Genomic DNA, 14,058 nt, shown 5'->3' on the forward strand with positions numbered 1-14,058 from the left:
ATTTCTCTTCAGGATTTATTGCTTCAGGTGGTTCTTAGTTTTTCCAGGAGCATCTGGAAATCTTCCGGCAAGGGTGAGTCGAAACGGACAAACTCATTTGTGTGCGGGTGGTAGAATCCCAGCGTCCTGGCGTGCAGCGCCTGACGGGGCATTATTTCAAGAAGGTTATCAATTCTGGACTTCATCTTTGGAAGCGCATAACCGTAGACGATCTTATTTCCGCCATATGTGACGTCGCCAAATATGGGGTGATTTATTGAAGCCATGTGAACTCTTATCTGGTGCGTGCGGCCCGTTTTAAGATTCAGCTTTATTAAAGAGGCAAATTCAAATTCCTCAAGCACCGTGTAATAGGTAATTGCAGTTTTCCCTTCGGTCTCGCTTACGGCGTATTTTTTCCTGTCGCTTTTGCTGCGGGCAATATTCTTTTCAATTACACCCTGACTTTCCTTTAAGTGTCCCCAGCAGACGGCCCAGTATTCCCTTTCAATGGTATGCTTTGAAAACTGGGAGGCAAGCTTTGCGTGCGTTACGTCATCCTTTGCAACTACAAGAATTCCGCTGGTGTCCTTGTCGATGCGGTGAACGATTCCGGGTCGGCCCGCATCATTGACGCTGCTTAATTTCTGTGAATGGTGCAATAGGGCGTTAACGAGTGTGCCCGTGTAGTTGGCGTAGGCCGGATGGGCCACCATGCCTGCAGGCTTGTTTACAATGATCAGGTAGTCATCTTCATAAATGATGTCGAGCGGGATTTCCTCGGGCATTGCATTTTCAGGCCGCGGTGAAATAGGTATAGTTACCATCACCAGGTCGCCCGGGGCTACTTTATAGTTTTGTTTTACAGCAGACCCGTTTACAAGGACCAGTCCGGCATCGAGGAGTTTCTGGACTTTAGAGCGCGTGGCGTTTTCGATCAGGTTTGTAAGATATACGTCTATTCTTTCTTTTCTTTTTCCCGGGGGGACTTCAAACCTGTAGTTTTTCTCTGATATCAGGTTCGTCATTTTTTATTCAGCCTCTATATCAGAAAAAATTATTTTTCGTTTTCATGGGCAGCCTCAACCTCCTGCTCATCAGAGGCAGGTTTAGTCTTAAAGCTGAATATGATAAGTAAGATCACGCCTATCGAGACAGCCATATCTGCCACATTAAATATTGGCCAGCGGTCGTAAGTATAGCCGAAGAAGTTAACGTCGAAGAAGTCGATGTCTATAAAATCCACAACCTTGCCGAAAAACAATGGCGCATAGCCGTAGAACAGGCCGTAGAAAACCCTGTCTATAAGGTTACCTACCGCGCCGCCCAGAATGAGGGCAAGTGCAAAGCGCATGATGAACTTTTCGTGTCTTACTTTATAGAGGTAATAGACGATGCCAACGGAGGCAGCAATGGAGAAAAGGGACAAAAACAGTTTGGAAGTGGTTCCAAAGTCTATTCCGAAAGCAATTCCGGGGTTCTCCACAAAAGTCACCCTGAGGAAGTTGCCGATAACGTTGCGGTGGTCTCCATAGATCATCCCGTCATGGTGCAGATGCAGAGCGGGAATAGAAAAGCCTTTTATATACAGCTTGGTAATCTGGTCAGCAATAATAATAAACAGTGATACGAATAGTGCTCTCAATTTGCGCCTTAAATGATTAGCTTTCAAAAAATTAGCTTAAAGGTTTATCGCCCAGTTTGTCCTCTGCCGGCTTAGAGTCTTCATTCAGGTCATTTTCCGCGGCTTTTTCCTGGTGAATTTTTCCGCTGAAGATGACGAGCAGAATAACGCCTGCAGTAACAGAGATATCAGCGACATTAAATATAGGCAGGTTATCCAGGTTATATCCCAGGAGGTTAATGCCTGCAATTTTCACCTGGAAGAAATCCACCACTTTACCATAGAACAAAGGGCCATAGCCGTAAAAAACGCCGTAAAAGACACGGTCGACAAGATTTCCTATTGCCCCGCCTAAAATGAGTGCAAGAGCGACCCTTATTTTCACGCCCTCATATCTGATCCTGTAGAGGTAGAGGACAATACCGATGCTTGCTGCGATCGAGAACAGCGACAGAAAAAGTTTGGAAGCGGGTCCCAGGTCGATCCCAAACGCCATTCCCGGATTTTCAATAAAAGTTATCTTCAGAAAAGATCCCAGAAATTCATGCTGTTCAGCGTATGAAATTCCGGGATAATGAATGTCAAATAAAGGTAATGAAAAACCCTTAACGAACAGTTTTGAAACTTGATCGATTATTACAATTGCTAGTGAGACAAATAATACTCTCAAGTTATGCTCTTTATTGGTTTTACTTCCAAATATTTTACTTCTTTTCCTGTCTTTGTTTTACCGGCAGGCACAGCTGGCTGTGCGGAACTGCTGCCAGGCGCTCCTTGGCAATCAAGGGACAGGTCGGGCAAAGGTTCTGCGGCTCGTCAATGCATTCAATACAGATGCCGTAGGTACCGTTTTCAATTCTGTGAAGAGCGTCGTCCAGGTATCCCAGGAACTTGTTTTCCCTCTGAGCCCAGAGGAAGATCTTTTCTCTTTCCATGGCATCAGTACCCTGCTCTGCCATGTGCAGCGAGTAGGGAGAATTCTCATTTACATACTGCCCTGTTGTAGGGTCCATCATCTGCTCGCGCAGGTTCTGAAGCTGTTCAATGATTTCATTGCGCTTGTCAAGAATAATTTTCTTGAAATACTCAAGATCCTCTTTGCCGTACCCCTTTATTTTGCGCACGTTTTTCTTCGGTGAAGTAACCATGACTTCGGTCGAATTACTATCCTGGTGAGCAGGCCTTTGTTCATTTACCGTAATCTGGCCTTCCTTAACCGCAAGCTTATTGGACTTTATAGTTCCCTTTTCCTTTGCGGTTTCCTTTTTCTTATCCTTTTTCATAGTATCCTTAACTTTAGTTTGAACTGCTTTTTTCCTGGGCTGTTCCTTGTCTTTAACAGCAGCCTTTCCTGCCTTTTTAACCGCAGCAGTCTTTGCAGTACCGTTACTTTTACCTGAACTGCTTTTTGCAACAGTCTTAGCCGCCTTAGGTTTTTCTGCCGCAGTCTTCTTTACTTTTTTAGGGTCAGATTTAGTTGCCATTTTGGGCCTCCTGGTTCTATAAAGTTAAGCTTCCATCTTTTTAATACTTATGGAACATTTATATTCACCTACTTCCCAGTCCTGGGAGTAGCCGTCCTTCAATTCAGCATCAGAACTAAGGCTTCCGGCAAGGGTTTCACTGACAATATAATCGCTGAAGGAGAGGACCGCCTTTCTAAGGCCTTCTTCGCTCTTAAAGCTGATTGTAATTTTGTCAGTAACCTCAAGCCCCGTATCCTTTCTCATGTTCTGGACTCTGTTAACAAATTCGCGTGCCAGGCCTTCAGATAAAAGTTCATCATTAAGCTCGGTATCGAGAGCAACCGTTACGCCTTCTTCCGATTCAACAAGCCAGCCCTGAATTTCAGTGCTCACTATCTCCACGTCCGCTGCCGTAATTGCTATTTCCTCTCCATCCAGGACTACCGTTACGCTGCCGCCTTTTTCAAGCTTTATGATTTCATCTTTTCCGAAACCCCTTATTGCATTTGCCACAGGGTTAGCTTTTTTGCCGAATTTCGGTCCAATGGATTTGAAATTAGGTTTGGCCGACTTATTCACGATCTCCGAATCATCTTCAAGGACAACTAAATCTTTAACATTAATCTCTTCAAGTATCACATCTTTCATTTTCGTAACAGCATCCCTGCTGGCTTTATCCACTGCAACCATAATCTTCAAGAGGGGCTGCCTGATCTTAAGATTAGACTTGGCCCTCATTGAACGGGCAATGAACACTACTTTCTGTGCGATATCCATCTTTTCTTCGAGTTCCTTCTCGTAATAGCTGGAGACCGGAAACTCTGAAAGGTGAACCGATTCAAATTTTTCTCTGCCTGTTGCATCGTTTAAGTTCCTGTAAATTTCCTCGGATAGGAAAGGAGCAAACGGGCTGACAAGTTTTGAGACTGTGTTGAGGCATTCATAGAGTGTCTGGTAAGCCGAAAGCTTGTTCTTATTCATATCGGATTTCCAGAATCTTCTGCGGCAGCGTCTTACGTACCAGTTTGAAAGCTGGTCTATGGTAAAGTTAGCCACAAGCCTTGCAGCCTTTGTCACATCGTAAGCATCCATGAGTTCCCTGTATTCGGAAACAACACTGGAAAGCTTGCTGATGATCCACCTGTCTATTTCAGGCCTTTCTTTATAAGGGATCAGGTCTTCCTTGAACTCGAAGTTATCAATATTAGCATATAATGCAAAGAAAGAATATGTATTTATTAATGTACCAAAAAATTTCCTTTGTACTTCAATAATTCCTTCTTCGTCAAAGAGGGTCGGCTTCCATGGCGGGCTTGTAGTAACAAGATACCACCTTGTGGCGTCTGCCCCGTACTTGTCAAAAAGCGCAAAAGGATCTACCGTATTGCCTTTGGACTTTGACATTTTCATTCCGTTTTTATCCAGAATGAGCTCATTTACTATCAGGTTCTTGAATGCAACGCTGTCAAAAAGCATGGTTGAAATTGCATGCAGCGTGTAGAACCAGCCTCTCGTCTGGTCAATTCCCTCGCAGATAAAGTCCGCAGGGAAGTTTTCCTTAAAAGTTTCCTGGTTTTCGAACGGGTAATGGTACTGTGCAAAAGGCATTGAGCCTGAATCGAACCATACGTCTATGAGTTCAGGAGTCCTCTTGTAGAGTTTTCCGTTACGTTCAAAAAAGATCTCGTCTACATAAGGCTTGTGCAGGTCTATGTTTTCCAGGTCGCGGACCTGTGTTCTCCTGCCGTCTTTTTCCACAAATCCTTCCTTAAGCTCTTCTATGCTTCCAATAGCAAACATGTCGCCGTCGTCGCTGATCCAGATCGGAAGCGGTGTAGCCCAGAAGCGGTCGCGTGACAAAGCCCAGTCCTTGTTCTCTTCAAGCCAGTTGCCGAAGCGCCCGGATCCAACCTCAGGGGGGAACCAGTTAATCTGCTTGTTAAGGGCAACCATCTTGTCTGCAATTGAGGTAGTCCTTATAAACCACGATTCTCTTGCATAATAGATGATCGGCACATCCTGGTGGCGCCAGCTGAAAGGATAGGAGTGCGTAATGGTCTCTTTCTTAAAGAGGTGGCCCATCTCCTTTAATTTCAGAATAATATCCTTGTCTGCTTCCTTGACAAATCTTCCTGCAAAGTCTGTTACCTGTTCTGTAAAAAGCCCGCTTCTTGTTACAGGCTGAAGCATAGGAAGGTCATACTTCTTTGAAACCTCATAGTCATCGGCACCAAAGGCAGGAGCAATGTGAACTATGCCCGAGCCGTCTTCCGTACTGACGAAGTCTGCTTCAATAACAAAGAAAGCTTTCTTGTTAGGCTTTACATAATGGAAAAGCTGCTCGTATTCCTGTCCGGCGAGGTCAGTTCCCTTGTATTCTGCTACTATCTCGTATTCACCTTCAATAACCGAAAGCCTTGACTTTGCAAGTATGAGGTAGTCGTCTTTAAGCTTAATTTTAACGTAATCAATGTCGGGTCCAACGGCCAGGGCGACGTTTGAAATAAGCGTCCACGGGGTTGTCGTCCAGACGAGGAAGTAGGTTGTGCCTTCCTTTGTAAGATCTGAGTCCTTCAGTTTCATTACGATATACACCGAAGGGTCCTTTGTTTCCCTGTAGCCCAGGGCAAGTTCGTGCGATGAAAGCACGGTTTCAGACTTCGGGTCCTGCGGCACGACCTTATAATCCTTATAGATTAGCCCCTTATCAAAGAGGGTTTTCAGTGCCCACCAGACAGATTCTATATATTCATTTGTACAGGTTACATAAGCGTCCTCAAGGCGGATCCAGTAGCCCATACGCTTGGTCATTTTTTCCCACAGGTCTGTATAGGTAAAGACAGAGTCGCGGCATGCCTTATTGTACTTTTCTACGCCGTAGTCTTTAATTTCGCTTTTATTTTTTATTCCGAGCTGCTTTTCTACTTCAATTTCAACCGGGAGTCCGTGTGTATCCCAGCCTGCCTTACGGTGAACCTGATAGCCCTGAAGCGTCTTATAACGGCAGACGAGGTCTTTCAGGGTTCTTGCCATAACGTGGTGAATACCCGGTTTTCCGTTTGCCGTTGGAGGGCCTTCATAAAATGTAAAAGGTTTATTATCGCTTCTTGAACTTACACTTTTCTCAAAGATACTATTATCCTGCCAGAATTTTAAGATTCTCTCTTCTATTTCAGAATAATTTATTTTTTCAGGATTCTGCTTAAACATGGTTTTATTTTGTGTTGAATATTAATTATTATAAATCTATTTCTAAATATCAAATATTTCTTATTTTTTTACTCATTTTCCTCGTACTTGCGTATGAGCTCGCGTTCGACCTGAATGAATTCTTTTAAGTCCTTTTCAACTTTAGCTTTCTTCTCCAAGTGCTCTTTAGCTTCCATTTCGGCCTCGCGGACAATCATCTGTGCATTCAGCTGTGCTTCCTTGAGCTTCAGGTCGGCTTCTTTCTGGGCGTTGGCCACCATATTTTCATACGCGTCTATCCTGTTATTCAGGCTTACAACTTCCTTCTGCAGAACAAACACCTCAGCTACAGACATACCGAAAAATCCCATGCAGCCCAGGACGACGTTCCGTAAACTATATAATATAAGGTTTTCCACGACAAGTTCATTTGACGAGAAATACTCCCTGAAGAAAGTGATCATAATTACGCTGGTGATTGTTGTTGCAACTATCACGGCAAAGATTACCTTTCCGCCTGCCTTCCATTTCATTGTCTTGTCAATAAGCCAGCCGCATGCAAATGAGAATACAGAAAGCACAAACCACACCGAGAAGTTCAGATCCCCGAAAGAAAAGAGCTTTGTATTCAGGAAGTTGGATCCGAACATAAAGACCCCGAGCAGAAGGGGCGCGGCAAAGTAATATGGTTTTATCTTTTTATTCATAATTTCTTAATGACTTCTTTCATTATAAGAGTCATCTTTGGTTCGGCCTTGTTTGCAGCTTCAATTATTTCCTTTATGTCTACCGGTTTCAGGGCATCGGGGAAGCACTCGTCTGTAATGATGCTGAAGCCCAGGACCCTCATTCCCATATGGTTTGCAATTATGTCTTCCGGAATAGTTGACATACCGACCACATCGGCACCGGTCTGGCGCAGGAACCTGTACTCAGCCTTTGTTTCAAGGTTCGGGCCGGGAACTGCAACATAAACGCCCTTCTGGACCTTAATCTTGTTTTCAAGCGCAATTTCTTCAGCAAGCTTAATGAGCTCATGATTATAAGGCTCGCTCATATCTGGGAAGCGGGGTCCCAGCTCATCCTCATTTCTTCCTATTAAAGGGTTATCGCCAAGGAGGTTAATATGGTCTGTCATGAGCATAATGTCGCCGCGCCTGAAAAGAGGGTTCATTCCGCCGCATGCATTTGAGACCAGTAGGGTCTTAACCCCCAGGAATTTCATTACCCTGACTGGGTAAGTGATCTGCTGCATTGTATAGCCTTCATAGTAATGAAAGCGTCCCTGCATGGCAACGACCTTCTTTCCATTAATGGAGCCGAAGATCAGCTTGCCGTGGTGCGATTCAACAGTTGAAAGAGGAAAATGAGGCAGGTCGCCGTACTCAATTTCGGCTTCAATTTTAATTTCCTTAACAAGTCCGCCAAGACCTGTTCCGAGAATAATTCCAACTTCAAAGTCGCCGGAAACTTTTTCCCTTATGACCTTAAGAGTTTCATTGATCCTTTCTGTTAGTTCGCTCATAGTAGTTTTTCCAGTATATCGTCTATGTTAAGATTTAATTTTTCAGCCTCAGGTGTTTTCTTTTCAGCCGGTTTTTCCTTAGGGGCCTGTTCAAGCTTTGCCTCCAGGAGCCCCGCCTGTGAGTTCAGAAGCGCCTTTAGTTTAGCTATTATCAGGTTTCTTTCCTCCCTCAAGGCAAGAACCGCGTTGCGGATCTTGTCGGCATCGCTTTTTGCTTTTTCAACTATCTGCTGCGCCTTGAGTTCAGATTCCTTCATAATTAAGGCCGTCTGTTTCTTTGCCGATTCAACTGCCTTGGAAGATGACTCATGGGCCTTCAGGAGGGTGTCCTGCAGGTTCTTTTCAATTTTCCTGAATTCAGCTATTTGGGAATTGGCCTTTTCCATGTCTTTTTTCAGGGTTTCGTTTTCAGCAGAGAGTTTTTCAAATTCCTCGGCAAGCCTTTCAAGGTATACATGCACCTCATCTTTATCATAGCCGCGCACAACCTTCTTAAATTCCTGGCTTTTTATGCTAAGGGGGGTATATTTCATTGCTCCCTCCAGCTTTTCGTATAATCACGTTCTCCGAATATTGCAGTTCCGACTCTAAGCATTGTTGCGCCTTCCTCTATAGCTATTTCATAATCATGTGTCATACCCATTGACAGCTCTGTCAAATCAAAGCCCCTTTCATTCAGCATAACCTTCAAGTTACGCAATTCAGAAAAACTTTTCCTTATCAGCTTCTCTTCATCGGTAAAAGGTGCCATTGTCATGAGCCCCTGAAGGCTGAGACCCGGAGCCTCCCGGCAGAAAGAAGCAAGACTTAGAAGGTCCTCTAAGTTACCAACGCCGTATTTTGTGGCTTCCTCGGAAGTTTTGACCTCCAGAAGGATTTGCTGGACTTTACCAAGTTTCACGGCCTGGCGGTTAATTTCCTCAGCCAGACGGATTGAATCGACAGAATGGATCAAAAAAGCCACAGGAACGACATATTTAACTTTATTTGTCTGAAGGTGTCCGAGGAAATGCCAGTTCACGTTTTTGTCAATAAGAGGCACTTTTTCCGTCAGTTCCTGCGCCTTATTTTCACCCAGATCGGTAATTCCGGATTCCAAGGCCTGGCAGATGGAATCGATCCCGGTATTCTTGGAAACAGCAATAAGCCTCACATCCCCGGCCTTACGCCCGGAAGACAGGCACCTGCTGTTAATTTTGTCTCTTACAATATTTATGTTTTCCGAAATCATAACTTAATTAAGAGTGTGAAGTTAGGGCTTTTAATGAAAAAAATCAACGAAAAAACGAGTTATTTTCTTCCGGGCTGATTCAGGGGAAACAAAGAGAAATAATTTAATATAAGAAAGGAAATGAGAAAAAAAAGCGCCCGGGGTCAATTAAAGCAAGGAAACGAGGTCCATCGTCCGAAAGGAAGAAACGATATTCACCGGGGAGGTTAAGGTTGAGCAGGGGTAAATAAATAAAAACCCCGGAAGGAAGAGATCCTGCCGGGGTTTAATATTGAAGAATGGTTCAGTTTATCAGCTGCAGCCAGAGGTGCTTCCGCAGGTCATGCATTTAAGGCATGTACCGTTGCGGACCATTGTAATGCTGCCGCATTCGGTGCAGACGTCACCAGTATAGCCTTTTTCCCTGGCCTCTTTGATCTTGCTTGTAAAAGGATCGGTCTTGGGCTTTGTAATTATTTTCACCGTTGCATCGGGCTTCATGCGCGGAAGCTTGATGTCGTCCGGGAGCTTAAGGTCGCTGGCATTAAGTTCAACCAGTCTTTCGCTTATTACCTCTTCGCTTTCGAACTCCTCTGGTGCGCTTTTGTGTCCCCTGTCCTCAGGAGCCACGTGAGCCAGGTCGTTGCGGCCTAGGTAAGTTACTGCAAGTTCCCTGAAAATATAATCGATAACGCTGGTAGCCATTTTGATCTTATCGTTTCCTAAGACCATGCCGCTCGGTTCGAAGCGTGTAAATACAAATGCGTCTACAAACTCTTCCAGAGGCACGCCGTGCTGGAGGCCTAAAGAAATTGATATTGCAAAGCAGTTAAGCAGGCTTCTGAAGGCAGCGCCCTCGCGGTGCATATCTATAAAGATTTCGCCAAGCTGTCCGTTTTCGTACTCGCCTGTTCTGATGTAAACCGACTGCCCGTTGATCTTGGCTTTCTGTGTGTAGCCCGTTCTTCTGTCCGGAAGGCGGCGCCTTTTTGCAATATAGCGGTGAATGATCTTCTCTGCAATTTTAACAATATCGCTGTCTTCCTTGGCTTCCATGATGCTTTCATATTCCTCAACTGCAACAGTGTTAAGAGGCTGAGAAAGCTTACTTCCGTCCCTGTAGAGTGCATTAGCCTTAATGCCGAGCTTCCAGGAATCCATATAGGCCGTTTTAATGTCATCTATGCTGGCCTGGTTAGGAAGGTTAATTGTCTTTGAAATGGCGCCCGAAATAAAAGGCTGGGCAGAGGCCATCATCTTAATGTGGGCTGCTGTCTTAATAAATCTTGTGCCCTTCTTGCCGCACTTGCTTGCGCAGTCGAATACCGGGTAGTGCTCGTGCTTTAAGAACGGGGCGCCTTCAACGGTCATTGTGCCGCATACATAGTCGTTTGCCGTTGAAATCTCCTGCTTTGAGAATCCTAAGGACGAAAGCATATCGAAGTCCCAGGCGCTGAGCTGTTCTTTTGTGAAGCCCAGGTGCTTGGTACAGAACTCCTCGCCTAAAATGAAGCGGTTAAATGCAAAACCGATTTCGAAGACTGAAGGCAGGACTCCTTCCAGGCTTTCAAGCGCTTCGTCCGTAAAGCCCTTGCTCTTAAGGGATTCATGGTTAATATAAGGACAGTTCTTCAGGCTTCCGGCGCCTTTTGCGTGCTTTACGATTTCATTTATCTGCTCCTGGTTGTATCCAAGGCGCTTTAATGCCGGGGGAATTGACTGGTTTATGATCTTAAAGTAACCGCCTCCGGCAAGCTTCTTGAATTTAACGAGGGCGAAGTCGGGCTCAATACCCGTAGTGTCGCAGTCCATTACAAGGCCTATTGTTCCCGTAGGAGCAATTACCGTTACCTGGGCGTTTCTGAAGCCGTGTTTTGTACCCAGTTCAAGGGCCTTATCGGCATCCTCGCGGGCTGCTTTCAGAAGGTCTGACGGGCAGTTCTTGGGGTTAATTCCCATCGGGTAGATGGAAAGCCCCTCATATTCTTCATTCGGGACGTTATAGGCTGCGCGTTTGTGGTTTCTGATTACGCGCAGCATGCTCTCCTTATTTTTCTCATATGCAGCAAATGGTCCCAAAGCACTGGCCATTTCAGCTGAAGCAGCATAGGCCGTCATATGCATAATAGCCGTAAGAGCGCCGCAGATGGCAAAAGCCTGGTCGCTGTCGTAAGGAATGCCCTGCAGCATTAACAGTGAGCCCAGGTTAGCGTATCCCAGGCCGAGAGTTCTGAACTCGTAGCTCTTCTTTGCAATTTCAGCGCTCGGGAACTGTGCCATAAGAACGCTTATTTCAAGCACCACGGTCCAGAGCCTTGAGGCGTGGCGGTATGCTTCTATGTTAAACTTCTGTGTTTCAGTGTCGTAGAACTTCACGAGGTTAAGTGAAGCCAGGTTGCATGCCGTATCGTCTAAGAAGAGGTATTCAGAGCATGGGTTGGATGCCTTTATTTCCCCGTCGGCAGGGCATGTATGCCACTCGTTAATTGTCGTGTGGAACTGGAGCCCCGGGTCTGCAGAGGCCCAGGCGGCGTAGGCTATTTCATCCCAGAGATGTCTTGCCTTAAGTGATTTGAACCCCTTGGGTTTTCTGTTTTCCTCCTGAGCCTTCTTCTTCTCAGTTCTCCAGACAAGATCCCAGTTGCCGTCTGTAATTACAGCGCGCATAAACTGGTTTGTAACTCTTATGGAGTTATTTGAGTTCTGTCCTGACACGGTAGCATATGCCTCGGAATTCCAGTCGGTATCATATTCAGGGAATTCAATTGAAGTAAAGCCCAGCTTTGCCAGCTGGATTACCCTTTCAATATAGTTGTCCGGAATAAGAGCCCTGCGGGCTTCAAGAACTGCAGCCTTTAATTTCTGGTTAAGCTTCTTGTTAAAGCGGTCGTTTTCAGGATGCTCATCGTAGCAGGCCTTCATGATCTTGTTTAAGTGGATGTTGCAGAGTCTTGATCCCACAACAAGCGAGGCCACTTTCTGTTCTTCAACAACTTTCCAGTTGATATATTCTTCAATATCCGGATGGTCCATATCTATTGTAACCATCTTTGCGGCTCTCCTGGTTGTGCCGCCTGATTTGATTGCGCCGGCCGAGCGGTCGCCTATCCTTAAGAAAGACATGAGTCCCGAAGATTTTCCGCCGCCGCTTAAAGGTTCGCTTGCGCCGCGTATATTGGAGAAGTTGCTTCCCGTGCCCGAGCCGTACTTGAACAGGCGGGCTTCCCTGGTCCAGAGGTCCATAATGCCGCCTTCATTAACAAGGTCGTCCTTTACGGACAATATAAAGCACGCGTGAGGCTGCGGGTGAGTATATGCATCCTGCGAAACGGTAAGCTTGCCGGTCTTATAGTCCACATAAAAGTGCCCCTGTGAAGGTCCTTCTATTCCATAAGCCCAGTGAATACCGGTATTAAACCACTGAGGGCTGTTTGGAGCAGCCATCTGGTTAGCCAGCATATAGAGCAGTTCATCATAGAATGTTTTGGCATCTTCTTCCTTATCGAAGTAGCCTGCCTTCCATCCCCAGTATGTCCAGCATCCTGCAAGGCGCTGGAAGACCTGTCTTGCGTCGGTCTCTGAAGTAACTCTCTCTTTTTCCGGGAGCTGACTGAGTTTCACCTCATCAGCCTTTGAAGGCTGCAGCCAGTGAGGCACACCCTTTTCATTACATTTGACCAGGAGTTTCGGTACCCCCGCCTTGCGGAAATATTTTTGGGCAATGATGTCTGTTGCCACCTGAGACCATCCGGCAGGCACCATGACGTCCTCCATACGGAAGACTATCGAGCCGTCGGGGTTCTTTATCTCCGAGGTTCTTTTCTGAAACTCAAAAGAAGATAAAGGGTCCTCTCCCTGTTTGGTAAATACTCTGTTAAATATCATTGAAAACTCCCAAAATTTTTTTTATATGAAAGTTATCCGTTAAAGGATAACATTTACCCTCAAAGGTAAGTAGATCCTACTATTTAAGATTCTTAATTTTCAGTAAAATAACAACACGTTAAAAAGCTAAACTTTTGTAAGCAAACCCTTAAGAAATTTCTTTGCTGAAGCCCTCTTAAGGGATTAGGTTTTTATGAGCATTAGACTTGGTAGGATTTTGCTAATGACTGCTTACAAAATAATTATTTTTTTTTACTTACCAAACCTTTTTAAAAAATTTTTCTCCGGAAAATTTTCTTAAAATATTTGCCTTTTAAATGGATTCTTTTATAGCTTATATCCCTTAAAGAAAACGAAATTTTTAATCTATAAATTCCAAATATTTACTTTCATAAAAGAGGATAACAATGATGGACCGATCGGCAGGTATTTTGCTCCATCCGACCTCCCTTCCGGGGCGTTTCGGAATAGGAGACCTTGGTTACGAGGCCTACAATTTCATTAACTTCCTTGAGGCAGCCGGGCAGAAGCTCTGGCAGGTATTCCCTCTGGGCCCAACGGGATATGGCGACTCGCCCTACCAGACCTTCAGCGCCTTTGCAGGCAATCCGCTTCTTGTAAGCCCCGACCTGCTGGTTCAGGACGGCCTTCTGCAGGGCAAGGATCTGCAGGATATCCCCGAATTCAATCCCCGTGAGATCGATTTCGGCCGGGTAATTGACTACAAATACTCGCTTCTGAGAAAGGCGTTTAAGAACTTCTCCAAATCGCGCCATGATGATCTGGAGAAAGAGTTTACCCAGTTCTCAAAAGCACACAAAGGCTGGCTGGATGATTATGCCCTCTTTATGGCCGTTAAGGATTACCATAAGGGACGCGTATGGGCAGAGTGGCCCGAGGATATAGCATTCAGAAAAAGAGCTGCAATAAAGGAATGGACGGCAAAGCTCGAGCAGGAGGTAACGTTCTATAAATTCATACAGTTCTTCTTCTTCAGGCAATGGATTGAGCTTAGGGACTATGCGCACGAAAGAGGGATAAAGATAATTGGCGACCTGCCGATCTTTATTGCATACGACAGCGTGGACCTCTGGGCAAACAAGACGCAGTTCTCTGTAGACAGAAAAGGAAAGCTGCTTACTGTAGCCGGCGTTCCGCCTGACTATTTCAGCGAAACCGG

At 45.3% G+C, this 14,058-nt stretch carries 10 protein-coding genes and 1 pseudogene (1 of these 11 running past the window's edge); 1 reads left to right on the forward strand and 10 read right to left on the reverse strand.

Features of this window, described 5'->3' with window-relative positions; all coding sequences use genetic code 11:
- Positions 1 to 23: 23 nt before the first annotated feature.
- From HF312_16535 to HF312_16580, 10 genes are all read right to left on the reverse strand, one after another.
- Positions 24 to 1,007 carry an RluA family pseudouridine synthase gene (locus tag HF312_16535; GenBank protein ID MCU7521824.1) on the reverse strand — a complete coding sequence of 328 codons (984 nt, stop codon included), beginning with the start codon at positions 1,005 to 1,007 and terminating at the stop codon, positions 24 to 26.
- Between the two features lie 29 nt (positions 1,008 to 1,036).
- Positions 1,037 to 1,624 (reverse strand): signal peptidase II, encoded by a 588-nt coding sequence (gene lspA, locus HF312_16540; GenBank protein MCU7521825.1) that lies wholly within the window; start codon positions 1,622 to 1,624, stop codon positions 1,037 to 1,039.
- Positions 1,625 to 1,655: 31 nt separating this feature from the next.
- Positions 1,656 to 2,273, reverse strand: a complete 618-nt coding sequence (locus HF312_16545) for a signal peptidase II (protein MCU7521826.1) — start codon at positions 2,271 to 2,273, stop codon at positions 1,656 to 1,658.
- Positions 2,274 to 2,307: 34 nt separating this feature from the next.
- Complete coding sequence (locus HF312_16550; protein MCU7521827.1) at positions 2,308 to 3,087, reverse strand: conjugal transfer protein TraR; 780 nt, start codon at positions 3,085 to 3,087, stop codon at positions 2,308 to 2,310.
- A gap of 24 nt (positions 3,088 to 3,111) precedes the next feature.
- Positions 3,112 to 6,279 carry an isoleucine--tRNA ligase gene (locus tag HF312_16555; protein MCU7521828.1) on the reverse strand — a complete coding sequence of 1,056 codons (3,168 nt, stop codon included), beginning with the start codon at positions 6,277 to 6,279 and terminating at the stop codon, positions 3,112 to 3,114.
- 68 nt (positions 6,280 to 6,347) lie between these two features.
- On the reverse strand, positions 6,348 to 6,965 hold the full coding sequence (locus HF312_16560) for a hypothetical protein (GenBank protein MCU7521829.1): 618 nt from the start codon (positions 6,963 to 6,965) through the stop codon (positions 6,348 to 6,350).
- Positions 6,962 to 7,783: a purine-nucleoside phosphorylase gene (locus HF312_16565; protein ID MCU7521830.1), complete on the reverse strand. Its 822-nt coding sequence runs from the start codon at positions 7,781 to 7,783 to the stop codon at positions 6,962 to 6,964. The genes HF312_16560 and HF312_16565 overlap by 4 nt, the downstream gene beginning before the upstream one ends.
- Positions 7,780 to 8,316, reverse strand: a complete 537-nt coding sequence (locus HF312_16570) for a DivIVA domain-containing protein (protein MCU7521831.1) — start codon at positions 8,314 to 8,316, stop codon at positions 7,780 to 7,782. The genes HF312_16565 and HF312_16570 overlap by 4 nt, the downstream gene beginning before the upstream one ends.
- Complete coding sequence (locus HF312_16575) at positions 8,313 to 9,014, reverse strand: YggS family pyridoxal phosphate-dependent enzyme (GenBank protein MCU7521832.1); 702 nt, start codon at positions 9,012 to 9,014, stop codon at positions 8,313 to 8,315. Before HF312_16575 ends, HF312_16570 begins: the two co-directional genes overlap by 4 nt.
- 291 nt (positions 9,015 to 9,305) lie before the next feature.
- Positions 9,306 to 12,878, reverse strand: coding sequence for a vitamin B12-dependent ribonucleotide reductase (locus HF312_16580; GenBank protein ID MCU7521833.1), 3,573 nt, complete (start codon positions 12,876 to 12,878; stop codon positions 9,306 to 9,308).
- A gap of 407 nt (positions 12,879 to 13,285) precedes the next feature.
- Here HF312_16580 and HF312_16585 point away from each other — a divergent pair.
- A pseudogene (locus HF312_16585) lies at positions 13,286 to 14,058 on the forward strand (4-alpha-glucanotransferase); it runs 601 nt beyond the window's last position.

The organism is Ignavibacteria bacterium, assembly GCA_025612375.1.
GTDB lineage: Bacteria > Bacteroidota > Ignavibacteria > Ignavibacteriales > SURF-24 > JAAXKN01.

What these genes read in the sequence shown, in the direction of transcription:
- HF312_16535 (MCU7521824.1), bottom strand. Translation starts at nt 1,007, where the DNA reads ATGACGAACCTGATATCAGAGAAAAACTACAGGTTTGAAGTCCCCCCG.
- HF312_16550 (MCU7521827.1), bottom strand. Translation starts at nt 3,087, where the DNA reads ATGGCAACTAAATCTGACCCTAAAAAAGTAAAGAAGACTGCGGCAGAA.
- HF312_16555 (MCU7521828.1), bottom strand. Translation starts at nt 6,279, where the DNA reads ATGTTTAAGCAGAATCCTGAAAAAATAAATTATTCTGAAATAGAAGAG.
- HF312_16560 (MCU7521829.1), bottom strand. Translation starts at nt 6,965, where the DNA reads ATGAATAAAAAGATAAAACCATATTACTTTGCCGCGCCCCTTCTGCTC.
- HF312_16565 (MCU7521830.1), bottom strand. Translation starts at nt 7,783, where the DNA reads ATGAGCGAACTAACAGAAAGGATCAATGAAACTCTTAAGGTCATAAGG.
- HF312_16570 (MCU7521831.1), bottom strand. Translation starts at nt 8,316, where the DNA reads ATGAAATATACCCCCCTTAGCATAAAAAGCCAGGAATTTAAGAAGGTT.
- HF312_16575 (MCU7521832.1), bottom strand. Translation starts at nt 9,014, where the DNA reads ATGATTTCGGAAAACATAAATATTGTAAGAGACAAAATTAACAGCAGG.
- HF312_16580 (MCU7521833.1), bottom strand. Translation starts at nt 12,878, where the DNA reads ATGATATTTAACAGAGTATTTACCAAACAGGGAGAGGACCCTTTATCT.